Here is a 20,837-nt window from a genome sequence, read left to right on the forward strand (position 1 = left end):
ACGCACCACCGGTTCCCCGCAGCCGGAGCTTGCTTCCGTCGGCTACTTGCCGCCGGAAATCTTCTTCTCGATGTTGGCCGTCATCTTCGACCAGGCCGCGGCCGGGTCGGCTTCCTTGCCCTTGATCAGGTTCAATTCGGTACCGCCCCAGTCGGCCCAGACGGCGTCCATGGCGGGAACCGCGGGCATCGGCACGCCGTTGGCGCCGATCTCGCCGAAGGCCTTGACCACCGGGTCGCTGGCGGCCTTCTCGAAGGACGCGGTCAGCGCCGGCGGGCGGCCGCCGACCTTGAACAGCTCGTCCTGCGCGTCGGGCTGCGAGAGGTAGTTGACCACGAATTCATTGGCAGCCAGGGCATTCTTCGACTTCGCGGAGATGAAGAAGCCGTTCACGCCAATGAATGGCTGGGCGGGCTTGTCCCCGGCAGTGGGCAGCGGGTCAACGGCGAACTTGATGCCCTTGGCCTCGATGTCGGGGATGTTCCAGGGGCCGGTGAGGAAGTACGGGGATTCGCCGGCCAGGAACTTCTCCTTGGCGATGTCGCCGGTGATGTTGGAATTCAGGACCTTCGAGCCCTTGTCGCCGAGGTCGGCCAGGAGCTGGGCGAACTTCTTGCCGCCCTCGTTGTCCAGGGCCAGTTCGCTGGCGTCGTAGCTGCCGTCTGCGTTCTGGGCGAAGACCGGTGCCCCGAGGGAGGTCTGCAACGGGTAGAGGTGGTACGGGTCGGCCTGCTTGGGATCGAGTCCGACCAGGAACGGGAACTTGGCATCGCCCGCGGCCACGGCCTTCTTGCCCTCGGCGAGGACGTCGTCCAGGGTGGTCTTTGCCTCGGGAGCCAACGTGGTGTTGCGGACCAGGGCGACGTTCTCAATGGAGTACGGAACGCCGTAGGTCTGCCCGTCGTAGGTCATGGCCTTGATGGAGCTTTCGGCGAAGGTCCCCGCCTTGTCGCCAAGCTGCACCGGGGCAACCACGCCGTTCTGCACCAGCTTTCCCAGCCAGTCGTGCGGGCCGACCATGATGTCCGGGCCCTTGCCGGTGGGTGCCTGGGTGATGAAGTCGTCGCGCACGGCGGCGAAGTCCTTGACGACCAGCTTGACGTCGATGCCCTTTTCGGCCTTGAACTTGGCGGCAATGTCCTTCAGCGCCGGCGAGCGCTCGGCGTCGACCCACAGGGTCAGGCTGGTCCCGGTCGCCGGCACGCTGGCTGCGGCACTGGTGGCCGCCGCGCTGCTCGAGGGTGCGGTGGCGGGTGCACCGCCGCCACAGGCCGTCAGCGCCAGCGCCGAGAGGGCGCCGACCGCACCCAAGGTAAAGGTGCGGCGCGTGAGACGTGCACCGGGTGAGTTGTTTCCCGTCATGGTGGTTCCTCTTTCGAGTGTTGCGCGCCCGGTGATCCCATCGGCGCTGGTGTCGTGAGATTTAGTGTAAACGCTTCCACCGCTGTCGTCCAGATCACAATGGAGAAGTTTCCACCAAGCACTCGTCCCCGACTTCCGGGATGCACCAAAAACGGCGTCTTTATGCAGAAACGCGACGAAACCGCAACCTTTGACGGGACGTTCCCAAGCCGGAGAATCGAAACGCATGTATGGAAACGCTTCCACTTTTGACGGTTTCGTCGTTATGCTTGAGCGCATGCCCCAGACCGACGAGCACCCAGCGACCCCACCAGCCCATCTGGAGTTCCGGCTCGAGGACGCGACCCACGCGCCTTCGAGCGGCAATGAATGGTGGCGCCGCTCGGTCATTTACCAGATCTACCCCCGCTCGTTCCGCGACACCACCGGCAGCGGAATCGGAGACCTTCCCGGCATCACCGCGGAGCTGCACCACATTGCCTCCCTGGGCGTCGACGCCATCTGGCTCTCCCCGTTCTTCGCCTCCCCGCAAAAGGACGCCGGCTACGACGTCTCCGACTACCGCGCAGTGGACCCGCTCTTCGGAACGCTGGCCGACTTTGACGAGCTGATCGCCGAGGCCAACCGGCTCGAGATCAAGATCCTGGTGGACATCGTGCCCAACCACTGCTCCAGCGAACACGCCATGTTCCGCGAGGCGCTGGCCTCCCCCCGGGGATCGGCTGCCCGGGAGCACTTCATCTTCCGGGACGGGCGGGGAAAGGACGGCCAGTTGCCTCCCAACAACTGGCAGTCCCACTTCGGCGGTTCAGCCTGGACCCGCGTCCCCGACCCGGACGGTGCCCCCGGGCAGTACTACCTGCACCTCTTTGATCATTCCCAGCCCGACTTCAACTGGGACAATCCGGCGGTGGGCGACGAGTTCGAATCGATCCTGCGATTCTGGCTGGACCGCGGCGCCGGCGGGTTCCGCGTGGACGTGGCCCACGCGCTCATCAAGGCCTCCGGGCTGCCGGACTGGCATGGCCGGGCCGACGGCGCCGATTCCCCGGGCTATCCGTTTGCCGACGCCCCGATGTTCGGCCAGCCCGCCGTGCACGATGTCTACCGGCGCTGGCGCTCCATCTGCGACCAGTATCCCGGCGAGCGCGTGCTCTGCGCCGAGGCCAACGTGCACCCCATCGAGGCCATGGCCGATTGGGTGCGCCCGGACGAGATGCACCAGTCCTTCAACTTCCCCTTTCTGCACACCGGCTGGGACGCCGCCGCGCTGAAGGCCATCATCACCCGCTCGCTGAAGGCTTTCGACGCCGTCGGCGCCCCCAGCACCTGGGTGCTGTCCAACCACGACGTGCCCCGCCACGCCACCCGACTGGGCGCCGTCTCCCCGGCTCTGCGCCCCGGCGACGGGCTGGGGCCCGAGGACGTGCAACCGGATTCGGGGCTGGGTCTGGCACGCGCACGTGCCGCAACGCTGTTCATGCTGGGGCTTCCCGGAGGCGCGTACATCTACCAGGGCGAGGAACTTGGGCTGGGCGACCACACCCTGCTCCCCCATGAATACCGCCAGGACCCCTCCTACGCGCGTACCAACGGCGAGCGCCTGGGCCGCGACGGCTGCCGGGTCCCGTTGCCCTGGAGCGACTCGACCCCGTCCCTGGGCTTTAGCGACGCCGCCGGCTGGCTCCCGCAGCCCGAAGGCTGGGAAACGGTCACCCGGCAGGCACAGGAAGCCGACCCCGACTCCACGCTGCACTTCTACCGCTTGGCCCTGGATCTCCGCCGGACCCACAACTTGGGCCTCGGCAACCTAAACTGGGTGGAGGGAACGGACGGCGCGCAGCTGCTGGGCTTCGGGAATTCCGGGGTGCTGGTCCTGCTGAACCTGGGCACCGCCCCCGTGCCGTTGCCGGCCGGAGAGGTGTTGCTGGCCAGCTCCGCCACCGCGGTTGCCCGCTCAACGGAGGCCGCGTCGGGGCTGGCGCTGAATCCGGATGCGGCCGTGTGGCTGCGCCCGGAGACCGCCTAGCCGCCCCCATTCCGTACCCCAGCACGACCGCCCGAGGACAAGGAAGCCGCACATCATGGCAAGCATCAAGGACGTGGCACTGCGCGCCGGGGTCTCCGTCGCCACGGTCTCCCGCGCCCTGTCCGGAAACGGGAAGGTATCCGCGGCTTCCCGCGAGGCGGTCGCCAACGCGGCCAAGGACCTGGGCTACGTCCTGTCCTACAACGCTTCTTCGCTGGCCTCGGGACGCAGCCGCAACATCGGGATCGTCATGCCCACGGTCTCGCGCTGGTACTACGCCAATGTGTTGCAGGGCGCCACGCAGGAACTCAACGAGCGCGGCTACGACCTGACCCTGTACAACACCAGCGGCGAGCAACGGCACCGCGATGCGGTGTTCCAGGACCTGCTCATGCGCCAACGCCTCGACGCGGTCATCACCGTGACCCTGAAGCTCACCGATCCCGAGCTGCACCAGCTCCGCTCCGTGGGCAAGCCGCTGGTGGCCCTGGGCGGGCTGCTGCCCGAAGTCCAGACCATCCGGGTCGACGACTTCAACATCGCCTCGCTGGCCACCGAACACCTGGTCTCCCTGGGCCACACCGACATTGCCTTCCTGGGCGGCGCCGACGCGTTCAACGTCGACTTCAAGCTGCCCGGTGCGCGCCTCGACGGGTTCGAATACGCCCTGGACCAGGCGGACATCGCGGTGAACCCGCAGTGGCTGCTGGATGCCGACTTCACCACGGCCGGGGCCTACCAAAAGGTCCGCAGCCTGCTGTCCAACCCCCGCGGCCGGCCCACCGCGTTGCTCTGCGTCTCGGACGAGATGGCATTCGGTGCCATCATGGCCGCCCGCGACCTGGGGCTCTCGCTGCCCGGGGACTTCTCCGTGATCGGCATCGACGGGCACGAGCTCGGCGAGCTCTTCGGGCTGACCACCATTGCCCAGCACCCCGCGGCCCAGGGCGAGGCCGCCGTCGCGCGCATCATGGAACTGCTCGGCGAGGGCGGGGCGGAAGATCCCGCGCAAACCCTGCCTGTGGATGAATTCTTCCCCACGGAATTCGTGCTGCGCACCTCCACCGCGCCACCGGCCGCCGGGTAACCCCGCTGCATCGGCCCCAACGAAAGCACCGTCCAGTAGATAGGCTTGACACCATGTCGCTACCGAAGGACGCGTCTTCAGCGTCGGATGCCCTGACCACCTCCGCCACGCCCTACGCCCTGGGCCCGATGCTGCACAAACCCGCGGAGGGCGAGCAGTGGTGGCGACGGGCGGTGATCTACCAGATCTACCCGCGTTCCTTCAAGGACTCGACCGGATCGGGCATGGGCGACCTGGCCGGCATCACGGCCGAGCTGCCCAAGATCGCGACCCTGGGCGTGGACGCCATCTGGCTTTCCCCCTTCTTCCCCTCCCCGCAAAAGGACGCCGGCTATGACGTCTCGGACTACCGCGGCGTTGACCCGCTCTTCGGCACCATGGACGACGCCAAGACCCTGATCGACACCGCCAAGTCCTTCGGCATCCGCATCATCATCGACATCGTCCCCAACCACTGCTCCAACGAGCACGCACTGTTCCAGGCAGCCCTGGCCGCCGAGCCCGGATCCCCCGAACGCGCCATGTTCCACTTTGCCGACGGGAAGGGCGAGGGCGGGAACACCCCGCCAAACAACTGGGCTTCGCTCTTCGGCGGCCCCGGATGGACCCGCGTGCCGAACCCCGACGGCACCCCGGGCCAGTACTACTTCCACCTCTTCGACGCCACCCAGCCCGACTTCAACTGGCGCAACCCCGCGGTGCAGGAAGAATTCGAAAAGACCTTGCGCTTCTGGCTTGACGCAGGCGCCGGGGGTTTTCGGATCGACGTTGCCCACGCGATGTTCAAGAAGGAGTCGATGTCCGACTGGGGCGGGGCACCGGACGGCACCCCGCGGCCCGGCTTCCCCTTCGCCGACGCACCCATGTTCGGACAGCCCGAGCTGCACCAGGTCTTCGCGCGCTGGCGGGAAATCTGCGACCAGTACCCCGGGGATCCGGTGCTCTGTTCGGAGGCGAACGTGCGCCCGCTGACCCGGCTGGCCGACTGGGTGGCCCCGGGCCAGATGCACCAGTCGTTCAACTTCGACTACCTGCGCACCCTGTGGGACCGCGACGCCCTGGCCACCGTCATCGGCGATTCGCTGGCCGCCTTCGACACCGTCGGCGCGCCCACCACCTGGGTGCTCTCTAACCACGACGTCTCCCGCCACGCCACCCGCTTCGGACTGGACGGGGTCGCGCTGGACCTGGGCGACGGGATCGGTCCGCGCGACCCGCAGCCTGACACCGTGCTGGGCCTGGCCCGGGCGCGCGCCGCCACGGTGTTCATGCTCGGGCTGCCGGGCGGCGCCTACCTCTACCAGGGCGAGGAACTGGGCCTGGGCGACCACACCACGCTGGCCGACGAGTACCGGCAGGACCCGGGGTTCCTGCGCACCAACGGAGCCAAGACCGGGCGCGACGGCTGTCGCGTGCCGATCCCCTGGGTGCACGACGCACCTGGCTACGGGTTCTCCCCCAGCGGAGAAACCTGGCTGCCGCAACCCGGTGACTGGGCGGAATTCTCCCGTGACGTGCAGGAGAACGACCCCGCATCCACGCTGAACCTGTACCGCAGGGCGCTTTCGCTGCGCAGCGAACTGGGTTTGGGCCTGGGCTCGCTGTCCTTCTACGCCAATCCGGATCTGCCCGAGGTGTTGGCCATCCGCAACGGGGAGACCGTGAGCGTGCTGAACCTTTCCGACGCCCCGGTGCCGCTGCCAGCGGGCGAACCGCTGCTCTTCTCCGACGCCAACGGGGCAGAACTGGCCGCCGAGGGCCTGCTGGGCGCCAACGCGGCGGCCTGGCTGCGGGCCACCGACGGCTAGGTCCGGTTGGCTGCACGCCCCTCGCGGGCCTGCAGTGCTGATTTAAGTGGGGCCCGGCAACTGCTGGGCCCCACTCTTGTGCACAAGATATGAGGCGCCGGGGTCTCTTACGGCCCGAGGGATTCGGGATGGGCCGGCAGGCGCTGCTAAACCGGGCCCTGACATGGCAAAGCCCCGGGTGACACACCCGGGGCAGACACACTTTTTTGCCTATAAGCCCTATAGCCCCCCGCGACTTCGGAATCGGTGGCTTAAATGGGACGAGCCCCGCAGGAAACCGAAGTTTCTTGCGGGGCTCACATTGGTCGGGATAACAGGATTTGAACCTGCGACCTCGTCGTCCCGAACGACGCGCGCTACCAAGCTGCGCCATATCCCGGTGTTGTACCAACGAATAAAAAGTTTACCGACTTTTCACTCGAACGCCTAATCGAGGCAGTGGGCCCTGCATCACAGGATCGCCTTGCCGGGGTTGAGGATGCCCTGCGGGTCGAAGACCGCCTTGATCTTGCGCTGCAGCTCCAGAACTTCCTCGGACTGTTCCCAGGCCAGCCAGTCGCGCTTGGCAGTGCCCACGCCGTGCTCGCCGGTAATGGTCCCGCCCACCGCCAACGCTGCTCGGATGGATTCCTCCAGGGCTATGTCAAGCCGCGCCACGCCTTCGTCGCCATCGTCCGGGTCGACCCAGAAGGTGGGGTGCAGGTTGCCGTCCCCGGCATGGGCCACGACGCGAACCATGACTCTGTTCCGTTCGGCGATCCGGTCAAGGGTCCCCATGTAATCCACCATGGCCGACCTGGGCACGGCGACATCCTCACCGACCCGGTATTTGTCGTCCTGCCCGTCCCCGCGGCTGGCTCGTCGCATCTCGATCAGCCGCACCGCTTCTTCGTCACCCGGTGCGCTCACCTGCGCACCGAGGCCTTCGAGGGCCGAGCGCACGATGCCCGCCTCGATCTCGGCGCCATGGCCGTCGGTGCGGATCAACAGCATGGCCCCGCCCCGCGCCCCGAGGTCCGAGCCGTAGGCGGCATCCAGCACGCGCATCGTTCCGAGGTCGATCAACTCCAGGATGGCCGGCTGCACGCGCACCCGCGCGATGGCCACCACGCCGGCGGCCGCCTGGGCGACGTCGGTGAACACCGCGGCGATCGAGCAGGTCTTTTCACTGAGGTAGCGCAGGCGCACGGTGACGGAGACGACAATGCCCAAGGTCCCTTCGGAACCGACAAGCAGCGAGGTCAGGTCGTAGCCTGCAACGCCCTTGAAGGTATTCCGCCCGGTACTGATCAGGGTGCCGTCGGCCAGGACGACGTCCAGGCCAAGTACGGAGTCAGTGGTGACCCCGTACTTGGCGCAGCGCAGCCCGCCGGCGTTGGTCGCCACATTCCCGCCAATCGTGGATTGCTGGTAGCTGGCGGGGTCGGGTGCGTACATGAGCCCGTATTTGGCCACGGACCTGTTCAGCACCGCGTTGATGACACCGGGCTGGACCACTGCCACCTCGTCCTCGGGGCGGACTTCCAGGATCCGGTCCATGCGTTCGAGGGATAGCACGATGCAGCGTGCGGTCGCGTGGGCGCCGCCTGAGACGCCCGTGCCAGCCCCACGGGGGACGACCTTGACTCCAGCCGCTGCGGCCAGGCGCAGGGTCGCCTGGACATCTTCCACGCGCTCTGCAAAGACGACGGCCAAGGGCAGCTGGTGGTCAACGATCTTCCCGAAGTCATGGCTGTGGGACAACAGCATCTTGGGGTCGGTGGTTACAGCTTCCTCACCGATGTGCAGGATCAGATCGTCAATGAGTGCCGAGTCGGCGGTTTCGAGGTTCATGCCACCCTTTCAAGGCGTTTTTGATATGGCTGTGCCGTGAATGGGCTACGGCGGGCATATTCCATGGGCCTAGCGGTCTGGCCTGCTGTTCGCTCCCATGAAGCGAGCGTAGAAATCGAGAATCTCCGGCCACTGCGTGTAGTGCTCGAATTGCTCCTTGCCGATCTGTCCGGAGCTCCACCCTTCATGGGTCAGGATAAGCTCGGTGCCGGACCCCTGCTCATGGAATTCAAGACTCACATGGGTGGGAGGGGCAGTTTCCATGCCCAGTGTAAAGTCCAGGACTATGGTGTGCGGAGCATCAAAATGAACGATCTTGCCCCAGAGATGCTGGTTGCCGTCGTCCGATTCCTCGAGGAGGCTACCCTTTTCAAACGTGACATGGCTGCCCGGCCCGAAGTGAGAGAGCTTGCCTACCGGCCACCACAAGTGTATGTATTCCGAGAAGCCTTCAAAGGCCTGGTCCGCAGACACCGGGACGCTGACCGTATGCCGGTGCTCCGGCAAGCGGTAATCATCTTGGGAGCCAGAATCGTTGGCTGATGCCGCGTGTGAGAATAGTCCGTCCATGCCTCAACCCTAGCGGCTCTGCATGCGAAGGGAGCTCTCGAGACATCTGCGAGTGGCGCGTTGGTAGCGGAGCCAGACGATCCAAGAAAGGTGCATTTTGGGCACCAGGGGTCCAGGAACCCCGCAAAGACGGGAAATTTCCATCCCTCGGCACCAGGGAATCACCAAAACAAGGCAGAATACCTTTTGTGAGCTGGCCCATAGGAATTACCGCTTAATGTCTGGGATTCACCGTCCCCGTGTCTGACCTAAGATCTAGGCCTCAAACCCCTCGGGTTGGACCACACATATGGTGTCGGGATCCTCGGTCGAATAGTGGCCAACAGGATCTGCATACTCGACCCATGTGCCGGTGGGCTCTAGGTATTCGAATCGGTACTTGGAGCCGACCGAAACGCCAGGAATAAAGATTTCCCAGATCCCGCTATGGCCAAGCTGGCGCATGGCATGGGCGGAACCGTTCCAAATGTTGAAATCGCCGCAAACCCGCACTGCAACGGCCTCATCCTGCCTGACTACGAAACCAGTGCCTTCCACGTCCCCCATGGGTGAGGAGTAGTGCTGTGGATGTGCACCGAGCAAGAGTTCCTGCACCTGCGTTCCTCCGGTCCGCAGGCGATGGAGCTCCAGCTCACCCAAACGGGGTGTATGCCGATATGGATCATCGATCACGCGGACTCCCCCGAGCTCAATGCGTTGGATCCGGTAGTCGGGAACTCTGCCAATGTCCTTGGACTCGATCAACCCCACCCAGAGGTCTCCGTGCTCGCGAAGCATGGGTACCGTGGCCGTCGCGGTCAGGATGTTGATGGCCAGGACATCGCGCTGCAAGGTCCGGACGCACACATGCCCCAACAGGTTCAGGTGGGGCCCAAGGACCGCGTGCGGGGATTTGTCTTCTCCCCGTTCAACCGCTTCGAGGACCTCGGGTCGTACGTGCAAGGGCGCTCCCAATGATTCTTCTAGCCGGTGCGGCGCATAGTCGTCGGCGTCGAGCTCCGCTTGACCCATGGCTTTTCTCCATCCCCCTCGTTGCATCGTTCCGGGGTGCCCATCTTGCTTGTCGGCACCTGGGGTTCCGATTCACCTCACGCTATCGAGAATCGGTGGCCTTGGGAATAGCCACCCCTGTAGAGGCCGGTGAAGTAGGGCAAGGCTCGTTAACGAAGAAAGTGGCCCGACGAATCCTTGCCAGAAACGTCGAACCACTTTCATGAAATTCTAGTGCCATCCGGGCGGGGCCCGGTGCACGGTGCCTTAGGCGCTGCGCTTGCGCGAAACCTCGTAAAGCGTGATGCCCACGGCCATCGATGCATTCAGCGACTCCATGGAGGAGTTGATCGGGATCGAGACGATCATGTCGCAGTTCTCGCGCACCAGGCGGGACAGGCCCTTGCCCTCGGAGCCCACCACGATGCACAGCGGATCGGTGGCCAGGCCGAGATCCGGCAAGGAGACGTCGCCGTCGCCGTCCAGGCCGATGACAAATACGCCGGCTTCCTTCATGCCCTTGAGGGTGGAGGTCAGGTTGGGGGCACGGGTGACCGGCACGCGCACGGCGGCACCCGCACTGGTCTTCCAGGCCGAGGCCGTCATGCCCACCGAGCGGCGCTCGGGAACAATTACGGCGTGGGCATTGAATGCCGAAGCCGAACGGATGATCGCACCAAGGTTGCGCGGGTCGGTGATGCCGTCCAGTGCAATGAACAGCGGGGCGTTCTTGACGTAGCCCTTGCGGTGCTTGGAGATGGTGGCCTTGACGGTTTCCAGCGCATCGGCGTAATCGTACGGCGGGATCTGCAGGACCAGGCCCTGGTGGATTGCCTCGTCGGTCATCCGGTCCAGTTCCGGCTTGCCGGTTTCCATCACGGGGATGCCGCGTTCGGCGGCGATCTTCAGGGATTCACGCACGCGCTCATCCATGTCGATCCGGATGGCCACATGCAGCGCCTTGGCAGGAATGCCGGCGCGCAGGGCCTCGACGACCGAGTTGCGTCCGGTGACCAGTTCTTCGCTGTTCTTCGAGCGTCCGCCGGTGCTGCGGCCGCGGGAGGCGGGGCCGCCCTTGGAGGTTCCGCGCTTTGCCGCGGAGCGCTCGGCAAGCTCCTTGTTCTTGAAGGCCTTGTGGTACGGGCGGTCCTCGGCCTTGGGCGTGGGGCCCTTGCCCTCAAGCGCCTTGCGGCCATATCCGCCGGTTCCGACGGAGGGGCCCTTCTTGCTCTTGCTTTTGGCGCCGGAACGCCTTGGTGCAGCAGACATGATGGTGTATTCCTAGGATCGGGGCGGACGGCACGGCGATTTCACGCACCGCCCCGCCCATTTTAGCGACAAGGAAGGCATATTCCTTGCCCTTTGTGTGGCAACTTACCCTTTCAGGCTCCAACGGGCGCCGTCCGCCGAGTCCTCAACCACGATTCCGGCCTTGGCCAGGGTGTCGCGAATGGCATCCGAACGCGCCCAGTCCTTGGCCTCGCGGGCGGCTGCCCGGTCGGCCAATTGGGCGTCAACCAGCACCGAAAGTGCGGCGGACTGCGCGGCATCGGCGGAACCGCCGGCCTCGATGGTGTCGTCCAGGCCCAGCGTGTAGGTCATGGCCATGACCTGCTGCATGGCTTCGTCGGCCGCCTCGAGGTCGCCGGCTGCCAGCGCAATGTTGCCGCGGCGCACCGTCTCATGAAGCGACGCCAGTGCCTGAGGCACGTTGAGGTCATCGTTCATGGCGTCGGCAAAGGCCTCGGTCACCTCGAAGTGGTGCATGTCGATTGAGAAGTCCTCGGTGGGACCCACGCCGTGGATGCGGTCCAGCGCGTTGGACACGAAGGTGTCTATCCGCTCGACCGCGGACGTGGACTCGGCGAGGGAATCGGGGCGGTAGTCCAGCTGGGAGCGGTAGTGCGCCTGGCCCAGAAAGTAGCGCACGGCCCGGGGGCTTGCCATTTCCAGCATTTCTGCCGGGGCAATGGTGTTGCCGACGGACTTGGACATCTTTTCACCCTCGTAGGTGACCATGCCGTTGTGCATCCAGAAGTTGGCGAACTCGTGGCCCGCGGCCATGGACTGGGCCATCTCGTTTTCGTGATGCGGGAAGCGCAGGTCCAGTCCGCCGCCGTGGATGTCGAAGGCGGTGCCCAGGTACTTGGTGACCATGGCGGAGCATTCCAGGTGCCAGCCGGGGCGGCCGGTTCCCCATGGGCTGGGCCAGGAAGCGCTGGCCGGATCGGTGTCCTTCTGCCCCTTCCAGAGGGCGAAGTCGCGCGGATCGCGCTTTCCGCGCGGGTCTGCATCCGGGGCGCCCTGCATGTCATCGACGTTCTGGTGGGTCAGCGAGCCGTAGGCCGGGAAGGAACGGACGTCGAAGTAGACGTCGCCGGAGTCATCCAGCGCCGGGTACGCATGGCCTGCCTCGATGAGTCGGGCAATGAGCTGGTGCATCTCCGGGATGTGGCCGGTGGCGCGGGGTTCGTAGGTCGGACGGCGCACCCCCAGGGTGTCATAGGCCGCGTTGAATTCCTGCTCGAAGCGGTAAGCCAGTGCGAACCACTGCTCGCGGGCAAAATAGTCTTCGTTTTCCTCAAAGTCCTCGGCGAAGGAGGCAGCTGACTTCTCCAGGATCTTGTCGTCGATGTCCGTGACGTTGCGGACGACGGTGACCTCGAAGCCGCGGTTTTCCAGCCAGCGGGTGAGGATGTCGAAGGCGATGGCGCTGCGTACGTGTCCCACGTGCGGCATGCCCTGGACGGTGGCGCCGCAGTAGTACAGCCCGACCTTGCCCTCGGTCAGGGGCACGAAGTCCCGGGTCGTTGCCTGCTGGGTGTCATAAAAACGGATGCTCACCTGTACAGGTTATCCGAGGTCGTCAAACACCCGGTGCGCCGCGATCGGCGTTTTTCAGCGCACCGAATACACCAATGCGGTGGCATAGGCGGTGACTCCCGCGCCGGCACCCTCGTACCCCAGGCCGTCGGAGGTGGTCGCGGTGACGCTGACCGGGGCACCGGCCGCCTTGCTCAACACGGCGTCGGCTTCCGTCCGGCGGGCGGCGAACTTGGGACGCCGGCCAACGAACTGGACCGCAACGTTGCCGATCTCGAATCCCGCGGCACGCACCAGGCGCGCGGCCTCGGCCAGCAACGTGGTGCCCGAGGCCCCGGCATATTCGGGACGGTCGGTGCCGAAGTGTGTTCCCAAATCCCCGATGCCGGCGGCCGAGAACAGCGCGTCGCAGGCGGCGTGGGCAACCGCGTCGCCGTCGGAGTGACCCGACAGGCCCTGGTCCTCGGGGAAATGGAGCCCGGCCAGCCACATGGCCCGGGGCTCGGCGGGATCGGCGACGGCATGAACATCGATGCCGATGCCGGTGCGCGGGATCAGCGGGGGCTGCTGGCCGCCGGAGTGCGGGGGCATAGGGGATTCCTTCGGGGGGTGTGCCGGCAACATGGATTCGGCCAGGACAAGGTCCGGCTTGGTGGTGATCTTCAGGGCCGCCGCTGCACCGGGGACGGTATCGACACGCTCACCCAAAATTTCCATGAGCATCGCATCGTCGGTGATGGCCTCGGCCTTGGCCCGGTCCCAACCCGTGGCTTGTTGGTGTGCCGCCAACAGGGTGGGTGCGTGGAAACCCTGCGGGGTTTGGACGGCTCGCAGCAGATCGCGGGCCGGCGTGCCGGTGACGTGCGGCTGGCGTCCCGGATCGCTGGCCACCTGCTTGATGGTGTCCACCACCGGCATCACCGGAATCACCGCCCGTGCCCCCGCAAGAAGTGCGCTCACGACTTGGAGGAAGACCTCGGGTGGGGTCAGCGCGCGGGCTGCGTCGTGAATCAGGACGCGTTCGGTCCCGGGTTCCAGCGCCGCGAGTCCGGCACGCACCGAGTCGCTGCGGGTTGCTCCGCCGCTCACGCAGTGTGGTCGCAACGGATGGTTCGCCGCGATGGAAGCAAGTTCCGCTTCGTCCTCCGGCAGCACTGCAATGACTTGGGCGGCGCAGCCGGCCAGCTGGATTTGGTCCAGCGCATGCGCGAGCAACGACCGGCCGGCCAGCGGGACCAGGGCCTTGGGGATGCCGTAGCCAAGCCGGGTCCCCGAGCCGGCGGCCACCACGATGACTGCCGTCTGGTGGATCTCTTGCTCGCTAAACGAAGTTGGGACATTCACGCCTTCCAGCCTAACGGTGTTCCAACGGCCCTTCCGCGCTGACTTGCCAGCGGCCTTTAATTGCCGGTGGGGGTCCGAAACGCCTTGCGGTGTTTCGGACCCCCACCGGGGTTCAAACCAAATAGAACTCGTGGCTGCTAAGAGGCCAAAACCTCGTCGAGCACGCTCTCGGCTTTTTCCTCATCGAGCTTCTTGGCCAAGGCCAGTTCGCTGATCAGGATCTGGCGGGCCTTTGCAAGCATGCGCTTTTCGCCTGCGGAAAGTCCGCGGTCGTTATCGCGGCGCCACAGATCGCGAACGACCTCTGCAACCTTGATTACGTCGCCGGAAGCGAGCTTTTCCAGATTCGCCTTGTAACGGCGCGACCAGTTGGTAGGCTCTTCTGTAAACTCGGCCCGCAGCACGTCGAAGACGTGATCCAGACCTTCCTGACCAACTACATCGCGCACACCAACGAGATCGACATTTTCTGCCGGAACCTCGATGGTCAGATCACCCTGGGCAACCTTAAGCTTGAGATACATCTTCTCTTCGCCCTTGATGGTGCGCATTTTGATCTCTTCGATCATTGCTGCACCGTGGTGCGGGTAGACAACTGTCTCGCCAACCTCAAAAACCATGTGGATAAACCCCTTTCCCACTACCTAGTTTACCACGATTGTTTGGCAAATTGATTCGGGGGGCTCCCCTACTCCCTTGTAATGGCGGGGTTTTGGGTCTTCCCAAGCGGCCGATCTCCTGCTATGCAAAGCAGTCATTTCGGGTCGTTTCATGGCTGTGATCAGCGCATTGATGACTCTTACGCCGGTGGCCGAATCATACATTCTCGACAAAACCCATTAGGCTAGGGGGCGAGAGTGGCTCCCTCGGGTGTATCCCGTGTGCCCACGAGCTCACCCGAACTCGAACCTGATTGAGGAGTTTGTGCCGTGATGACCGCACAGAAGAACCGTGGACGCCGCGTCGTTGCCGCAGCAGCCCTTGCCATTTTGTCCCTTGGTGTCACCAGCTGTGGTGCCATCAACGAGCAGGCAACGACCTTCCAGTACGCCGCATCCGATGGAATCGTTCTTAACGTCGGCGACGTCGAAGTCCGCAACCTGATGCTCGTCACCAAGAGCGCCACCGACGAGGCCCGACTGCTCGGCTCCCTGGTGAACAGCACCGATGCTGCCCAGAAGCTGGAAGTAACGCTTGCTTCCGGTTCGGTCAGCATCGATGTGCCAGCCAAGTCCGTCGTGTCCCTCGAAAAGACCGAAAACGCCAAGACCGTGCCTTCCACCGGAGTGCTTCCGGGCGCACTGGCCCAGGCGACCCTGAGCATCGGCTCGGGCTCCGACGAGGTCCGTATCCCGGTGATCGACGGAACCCTCGAGGAGTACCGCGACTACGTTCCGGGCGGACATGACCCGAAGAGCCTTGAGCACTTGACCCCGTCCGAGAAGCCCGCCGCACACTAAGGCGGCTTCGGCGCCCCAGCGGCGACGGCGAGAGAGCATAAACAGCGAAGGCGATGGGCCCGGAAGAATTCTTCCGGGCCCATCGCCTTCGGCGTTTGGATAGGCACCGGCAGCACGCACGGACTTCGCGCCGCGGCCTCTGCCTCACCACGACTACGAACGGCAACGGGCCCGCGGGGCGTCATTCCTGACGCCCCGCGGGCCCGTTGCCTTGATGCGTTCGCTATGCCTCGAACTTGTATCCCAGGCCGCGCACCGTGACCAAGTGGACCGGGGTCGCCGGCTCCGGTTCGATCTTCGAGCGCAGGCGCTTCACGTGCACGTCGAGGGTCTTGGTGTCCCCCACGTAGTCCGAGCCCCAGACCCTGTCGATCAGCTGCCCGCGGGTCAGCACCCGGCCGGCGTTGCGCAGGAGCATCTCCAACAGCTCGAATTCCTTCAGCGGCATCGGCACCTCCGTGGTGCGCACCGAGACCACATGGCGTTCCACATCCATGCGGACGGGGCCGGCGGCAACGATGTTGGACACCAATTCGTCGCCCTCGCCCTGTCGGCGCAGCACCGCGCGGATGCGGGCCACCAGTTCCCGGGAGGAGTAGGGCTTGGTGACATAGTCGTCGGCACCCAGCTCCAGGCCGACGACCTTGTCGATTTCCGAGTCCTTGGCGGTCAGCATGATCACCGGCACCTGCGAGACCGTGCGGATCTGGCGGAACACCTCGGTCCCGGGCTGGCCCGGCAGCATCAGGTCAAGGAGTACCAGGTCGGCGCCGTGGCGCTCGAACTCGGTGACGGCATCCAACCCGTTGTCGGCCACGCGGACCTCGAAGCCCTCCTTTTCCAGCAGGTACGTCAACGGGTCTGAAAGCGATTCCTCGTCCTCAACCAGCAAAATACGGGTCATCCCCGTCCTCCTTCCGGCAGCGCGCCAGGCGCATGGGCCGTTTTGTGTTTATGGTCGTTCCTCGAGGGAAGCGACTCGTCTTGTTCGCCGGTTTCTTCAAGCATCGGAAGGCGCACCGTGAAGGTCGACCCTTGTCCGGGCTGGGACCACAGGGTGATTTCGCCGCCGTGGTTGGCCACCACGTGCTTGACGATGCTCAGCCCCAGGCCGGTTCCGCCGGTGTGCCGCGAGCGCGCCGCGTCAATGCGGTAGAAGCGTTCAAAGATCCGGTCCTGCTCGTCCGGGGCGATGCCGGGGCCCTGGTCCGTGACGGAAATCTGGACAAGCCCGTCGCGCTCCCGCAGTCCCACGCCCACGGTGGTGTCCTCGGGCGAGTAGCGGATAGCGTTGTCGATTAGGTTGCGCAGTGCCGTCATTAGCAGGTCGCGGTCTCCGAAGACCGGCTGGTGCACCGAGCCTCCCACCGAGATCTTGATGCGTTTTTCCTCCGCTGGCAACTTGTTGCGGTCCACGGCCTCTGCCAGCACCTCGTTGAGGTCGATGTTCTCACCCATCAGCACCACGTCGGTGCCCTGCAGCCGGGACAGTTCGATGATGTCCTGGACCAGCGCCGCCAGACGGGCCGATTCCTTGTGCAAGCGGGCGGTGAAGCGACGCACGGCCGTTTCGTCGTCGGCGGCTCCGTCGATGGCCTCGGCCAGCAGCGAGATCGCCCCGACGGGGGTCTTCAGTTCGTGGGACACGTTGGCCACAAAGTCGTTGCGGACCGCGGCGGTGCGGGTGATCTCGGTGCGGTCATCGGCAAGCAGCAGGATGTATTCCTCGCCCAGCGGGGCAACCCGCACATGGATGATCATGCTCGCGGCGCCCATGGTGCCCCGAGGGAGCTCGAACTCGCGTTCGGCAATCACCCCGTCGGCGCGGACCTTGCGGGCGAGGGTGCGCAATTCATCATGGATGAGCGTGTGCCCGCGCACCAGCCCATAGGCATAGGAGGCGGGGTTCGCACGCACCACCCCGTCGACCTCGTCGAGGATGACAAAGGCGCGGCCAATCACCGACAGCACTTCGGCGGAGCCCTCGGGCAGCGTCGGCTCGCCGACCACCGGCAGGCCGCCGCGGGAGCGCATCGAACCGCGGTACGCCATGATGCCCACAATGCCAAGGGCCAACCCGACGAGGCCCGCAACAAGGGAAAGCAAGACATCATTCACACCTCCTAGCCTAACCGGGGTTCAACCGTCCACCGGCTCCAAACCAGCCAATGACGCGACTCATTCACGAAACGTTCACCTCGTTTCCCCGGCCGATTCACCTGGTGCTGTAACAATGGACATGAACAGTTCCGTCGTCCGTGCCGGACGCGGTGACAAATCGTAGTGAAAGGACGCCCGCGTGCGTAAGGTTTTCCAGGCCGATCTGCAGCAAATCGGAGAAGAACTCATCGAGATGTCCCGTCTTGTGGCCACGGCCATGGAACGTGCCTATGAGTCGTTTACGAATGCGGACATCGATTTGGCCCAGGAAGTCATCGCCGAGGACGCCAAGATCGATTTCCTGCAGAACCAGCTCGACGAACGCGCCATCGACGTGTTGGCCCTCCAGGGTCCGGTCGCCTCGGACCTGCGCATGATCGTTGGATCGTTGCGCATGAGCGCCTCGCTGGAGCGCATGGGCGATTTGGCCCGACACGTGGCCCAGCTGGCACGTCTGCGCTTCCCGCAGCAGGTGGTCCCGGAATCCATCGCCCCCACCTTCAAGGAAATGGCGGAGCTCGACATCGCCATCGCCATCAAGGTCGGCGAATTGCTGGACACCCGCGACCTGGCCATTGCCCGGGAAATCATCGAGCTGAATACCAAGATCGATGAACTGCACTCCTCGATCTTCAAGGTCGTGGCAGCTCCGGATTGGACCCACTCCGGGCCGACGACAGCCGACGTCACGCTGACCAGCCGCTATCTCGAGCGCTTTGGCGACCACGGGGTATCGGTGGCCCGCAAGGTTTCCTACCTGGTCACCGGCGAATGGGATCCGGACATCAGCGTCTTCTAGGCAACATGCCTCCGGCGGCACCGCGGCTTTCCGCCGGTGCCACCACGCGCGATGGCCCCGCCGGAACGGCGGGGCCATCGTTTTTTGCGTTTTGGCCAGGTGGCATTAAACGCCAAACCGCCACATGCCTTCCCGTGGAGCCGGGCGTCTTTCCGTGGAAGACACGACGTCTTCGGGGAGTGGGCGCACAGCCTGGGAAAATTGATGCAGCGGCAGTCGTTCTAGGCGCTGGGGCGTTGCTTGGCCCTAGCCTTCGCAGTCGCGGCAGTATGCCACGCCGTTGGCCTCGCGCGCCAGGAGCGTGCGATGGCGGATCAGGAAGCAGGAGCCACAGAGGAACTCGTCTTCCTTCTGCGGAACGACGGTGACCGTCAGTTCCTCGTTCGACAGGTCGGCACCCGCCAGCTCGACACCATCCGAGGTGTCTTCCTCATCCAGGTCTCGGGACACGCTACGTGCGTCGGGAGCGTTTGCGGACTTGACCGCTTCAAGGGAGGCCTTACGGGCCTCGGCTACGTCTGGCCGGACCTCATCATAATCAGTTGCCACGAAATGCAATCCTTACGTGATTCAGGGGTACGTCGAGACGACACAGTACAGCATGAACCCGTGTGCGCAAGTGCCAATTTCCCATTTTTCGCCCCCCGCGCAGATTTTGTGACCAGTCGAACATTCCCGACGGTCTCCGAGACCGTATTTCCATGGCCCGGGACACAGTGGGGCCAGGGGTCTGCCCGCGCCGGATTCCGCAGCGAACACCTGTCGACACACGGCAAAACGGGGCTGCGTTCCATGCCGGCCGGCATGGGACGCAGCCCCGTTATTCCATTTGCAGGGAGGGAAGCGGTGGACCCTAGCGGCCCTGGTTGGCGACGGCCTTGATGGCGTCGGCAGCGGCATCCGCGTCAAGGTACTGTCCACCGCGGGTGACCGGGGTGAAGTCCTCGTTGAGTTCGTACACCAGCGGGATGCCGGTAGGGATGTTCAAGCCGGCGATGTCCTCGTCGCTGATGTGGTCGAGGTGCTTGACCAGGGCGCGCAGCGAGTTGCCGTGCGCGGTGACCAGGACGGTCTTGTGCGCGGCAAGGTCCGGCTTGATCTCGTCTTCCCAGTACGGGAGCATGCGATCCAGGACGTCCTTGAGGCATTCGGTGCGCGGTGCGTCGTCGCCCAGGTTGGCGTAGCGCGGATCGTTGATCTGGCTGAACTCCGAGTCGTCGGACAGCGCCGGCGGCGGGGTGTCGTAACTGCGGCGCCATTCCATGAACTGCTCCTCGCCGTATTCGGCCAGGGTCGCTGCCTTGTCCTTGCCCTGCAGCGCGCCGTAGTGACGTTCGTTCAGGCGCCAGCTGCGCTTGACCGGGATCCACGACAGGTCCGCGGACTCCAGGGCCAGGTTTGCGGTGATGATGGCGCGCTTGAGCAGCGAGGTGTGCAGGACAGCAGGGGCCAGCTTGGCCTCGGTGAGCAGCTGCCCGCCGCGAACGGCTTCGGCACGGCCCTGTTCGGTCAGCGTGACGTCGTACCAGCCGGTGAACAGGTTCTTTTCGTTCCACTCGCTTTGCCCGTGGCGCAGCAGGATCAGGGTGTAAGTCATGAAACCCATTCTAGGGCGCGTGAAGTGCCTTACTTTATTCCGTGACACGCGCGGGTCGCGGTGCCGGGCACTTTACGCTTAAGCCAATGGTTCAGAAAGCGACTCGGCTCGGCGGACGGTCGCTGACCGGTCGCCCGCTGGGCAATACGACCCGCGGGACCACAAATCCCAATCGCATGCGCCGCGTCGACCGCTGGATGACCGGCCCCCAGGCCTGGCGCCTGCGCCCCGGAACCACCGGGGCACCGCCCATTGCAGTGGACCTGGGCTACGGGGCATCGCCGGGAACCGCCGTCGAGTTCTTCGACCGCATCCGCTCCATCTCCCCCTTGGCGCGCGTCATCGGCATCGAGATCGAACCCGAACGGGTCGCCCGCGGCACCGCGCTGCACCTTGAGGGCCTTGATTTCCTCCTGGGCGGCTTCGAGATCCCCATTGCAGCCCAGGCCACCGTGATCCGCGCCTTCAACGTGCTGCGGCAATACGACGAGGCCGACGTCCCCGGCATCTGGAATACCATGGCCGGGCGGCTGACAGAGAACGGCGTTCTCATCGAGGGCACCTGCGACGAGATCGGCCGGCGCAGCTCGTGGGTCGCCGTCACCAAGGACGGCCCGCAGACGCTCAGCATCTCCCTGCGCTTCGGTGCCTTCGCCCGCCCTTCCGACGTGGCCGAGCGCCTGCCCAAGGCGCTGATCCACCGCAACGTCGACGGCGAACGCATCCACGACTTCCTCGCCGCGGCAGATGCCGCGTGGCTTTTCGCCGCACCGCTGGCATCCTTCGGCAACAAGCAACGCTTCGTGGCCATGTGCCGCGCCCTGCGTGAATCCGGTTGGCCAATCTGCGACTCGGCCGCCCGCTGGCGCCTGGGCGAGCTGACGGTGAAATGGGCGGCCGTTGCCCCGCGCACCGGAGCCCTGGCCCTTGCGGAACTCAACTAGCCAGCCACGGATTTTGCCCGCACCAAGGATG

18 protein-coding genes and 1 tRNA gene are annotated in these 20,837 nt (G+C 65.1%); 6 read left to right on the forward strand and 13 right to left on the reverse strand.

Annotated elements, in window-relative coordinates; all coding sequences use genetic code 11:
• Nucleotides 1-42: 42 nt before the first annotated feature.
• Nucleotides 43-1,362, reverse strand: coding sequence for a sugar ABC transporter substrate-binding protein (locus tag Q2T94_RS04245; protein WP_264268580.1), 1,320 nt, complete (start codon nt 1,360-1,362; stop codon nt 43-45).
• Between the two features lie 277 nt (nt 1,363-1,639).
• Between Q2T94_RS04245 and Q2T94_RS04250 the strand changes: the two genes are divergently transcribed.
• Genes Q2T94_RS04250 through Q2T94_RS04260 form a run of 3 tightly spaced genes read left to right on the forward strand, consistent with a single transcriptional unit; the run spans nt 1,640 to nt 6,286 of the window.
• Entirely contained in the window at nt 1,640-3,391 is a 1,752-nt protein-coding gene (locus Q2T94_RS04250; RefSeq protein ID WP_436836821.1) for a glycoside hydrolase family 13 protein, read from the forward strand.
• 55 nt (nt 3,392-3,446) lie between these two features.
• Nucleotides 3,447-4,478 carry a LacI family DNA-binding transcriptional regulator gene (locus tag Q2T94_RS04255; protein ID WP_264268582.1) on the forward strand — a complete coding sequence of 344 codons (1,032 nt, stop codon included), beginning with the start codon at nt 3,447-3,449 and terminating at the stop codon, nt 4,476-4,478.
• 53 nt (nt 4,479-4,531) lie between these two features.
• Nucleotides 4,532-6,286 carry a glycoside hydrolase family 13 protein gene (locus Q2T94_RS04260; RefSeq protein WP_302263002.1) on the forward strand — a complete coding sequence of 585 codons (1,755 nt, stop codon included), beginning with the start codon at nt 4,532-4,534 and terminating at the stop codon, nt 6,284-6,286.
• Nucleotides 6,287-6,588: 302 nt separating this feature from the next.
• Here the strand turns inward: Q2T94_RS04260 and Q2T94_RS04265 are convergent.
• The 8 genes from Q2T94_RS04265 to Q2T94_RS04300 all read right to left on the reverse strand — a co-directional run bounded on the left by Q2T94_RS04265 (nt 6,589) and on the right by Q2T94_RS04300 (nt 14,466).
• Nucleotides 6,589-6,665 (reverse strand) — tRNA-Pro (locus tag Q2T94_RS04265).
• Between the two features lie 71 nt (nt 6,666-6,736).
• On the reverse strand, nt 6,737-8,119 hold the full coding sequence (locus tag Q2T94_RS04270; protein WP_302263003.1) for an FAD-binding oxidoreductase: 1,383 nt from the start codon (nt 8,117-8,119) through the stop codon (nt 6,737-6,739).
• 69 nt (nt 8,120-8,188) lie between these two features.
• Nucleotides 8,189-8,689, reverse strand: coding sequence for an SRPBCC domain-containing protein (locus Q2T94_RS04275; protein ID WP_302263004.1), 501 nt, complete (start codon nt 8,687-8,689; stop codon nt 8,189-8,191).
• 255 nt (nt 8,690-8,944) lie between these two features.
• Nucleotides 8,945-9,700, reverse strand: coding sequence for a GlgB N-terminal domain-containing protein (locus Q2T94_RS04280; RefSeq protein WP_264271219.1), 756 nt, complete (start codon nt 9,698-9,700; stop codon nt 8,945-8,947).
• 246 nt (nt 9,701-9,946) lie between these two features.
• Entirely contained in the window at nt 9,947-10,948 is a 1,002-nt protein-coding gene (gene rlmB, locus Q2T94_RS04285; protein WP_264271218.1) for a 23S rRNA (guanosine(2251)-2'-O)-methyltransferase RlmB, read from the reverse strand.
• A gap of 105 nt (nt 10,949-11,053) precedes the next feature.
• Complete coding sequence (cysS, locus tag Q2T94_RS04290; RefSeq protein WP_302263005.1) at nt 11,054-12,523, reverse strand: cysteine--tRNA ligase; 1,470 nt, start codon at nt 12,521-12,523, stop codon at nt 11,054-11,056.
• A 54-nt stretch (nt 12,524-12,577) separates the two neighbouring features.
• Complete coding sequence (ispD, locus tag Q2T94_RS04295; RefSeq protein ID WP_302263006.1) at nt 12,578-13,846, reverse strand: 2-C-methyl-D-erythritol 4-phosphate cytidylyltransferase; 1,269 nt, start codon at nt 13,844-13,846, stop codon at nt 12,578-12,580.
• A gap of 137 nt (nt 13,847-13,983) precedes the next feature.
• Nucleotides 13,984-14,466 (reverse strand): CarD family transcriptional regulator, encoded by a 483-nt coding sequence (locus tag Q2T94_RS04300; RefSeq protein WP_105551679.1) that lies wholly within the window; start codon nt 14,464-14,466, stop codon nt 13,984-13,986.
• Nucleotides 14,467-14,775: 309 nt separating this feature from the next.
• Between Q2T94_RS04300 and Q2T94_RS04305 the strand changes: the two genes are divergently transcribed.
• Nucleotides 14,776-15,306: a hypothetical protein gene (locus Q2T94_RS04305; protein ID WP_264271214.1), complete on the forward strand. Its 531-nt coding sequence runs from the start codon at nt 14,776-14,778 to the stop codon at nt 15,304-15,306.
• Between the two features lie 223 nt (nt 15,307-15,529).
• Here Q2T94_RS04305 and Q2T94_RS04310 read toward each other — a convergent pair whose 3' ends face one another.
• Together Q2T94_RS04310 and Q2T94_RS04315 are read right to left on the reverse strand one after the other, a co-directional pair.
• Nucleotides 15,530-16,210, reverse strand: a complete 681-nt coding sequence (locus Q2T94_RS04310) for a response regulator (protein WP_264271213.1) — start codon at nt 16,208-16,210, stop codon at nt 15,530-15,532.
• Nucleotides 16,207-17,424 carry a sensor histidine kinase gene (locus Q2T94_RS04315; protein WP_264271212.1) on the reverse strand — a complete coding sequence of 406 codons (1,218 nt, stop codon included), beginning with the start codon at nt 17,422-17,424 and terminating at the stop codon, nt 16,207-16,209. Before Q2T94_RS04315 ends, Q2T94_RS04310 begins: the two co-directional genes overlap by 4 nt.
• A gap of 181 nt (nt 17,425-17,605) precedes the next feature.
• On the opposite strand from Q2T94_RS04315, the gene phoU reads away from it, so the two are divergent.
• Complete coding sequence (gene phoU / locus Q2T94_RS04320; RefSeq protein ID WP_302263007.1) at nt 17,606-18,265, forward strand: phosphate signaling complex protein PhoU; 660 nt, start codon at nt 17,606-17,608, stop codon at nt 18,263-18,265.
• A 246-nt stretch (nt 18,266-18,511) separates the two neighbouring features.
• Here the strand turns inward: phoU and Q2T94_RS04325 are convergent, their stop codons facing one another.
• Together Q2T94_RS04325 and Q2T94_RS04330 are read right to left on the reverse strand one after the other, a co-directional pair.
• Complete coding sequence (locus Q2T94_RS04325) at nt 18,512-18,814, reverse strand: DUF4193 domain-containing protein (protein ID WP_071214863.1); 303 nt, start codon at nt 18,812-18,814, stop codon at nt 18,512-18,514.
• A 304-nt stretch (nt 18,815-19,118) separates the two neighbouring features.
• Nucleotides 19,119-19,862, reverse strand: a complete 744-nt coding sequence (locus Q2T94_RS04330; RefSeq protein WP_264271210.1) for a phosphoglyceromutase — start codon at nt 19,860-19,862, stop codon at nt 19,119-19,121.
• 86 nt (nt 19,863-19,948) lie between these two features.
• Between Q2T94_RS04330 and Q2T94_RS04335 the strand changes: the two genes are divergently transcribed.
• Entirely contained in the window at nt 19,949-20,806 is an 858-nt protein-coding gene (locus tag Q2T94_RS04335) for a class I SAM-dependent methyltransferase (protein WP_302263008.1), read from the forward strand.
• Nucleotides 20,807-20,837: the final 31 nt, after the last annotated feature.

Source organism: Paeniglutamicibacter sulfureus (assembly GCF_030512175.1).
In the GTDB taxonomy this organism is placed as follows: domain Bacteria; phylum Actinomycetota; class Actinomycetes; order Actinomycetales; family Micrococcaceae; genus Paeniglutamicibacter; species Paeniglutamicibacter sulfureus.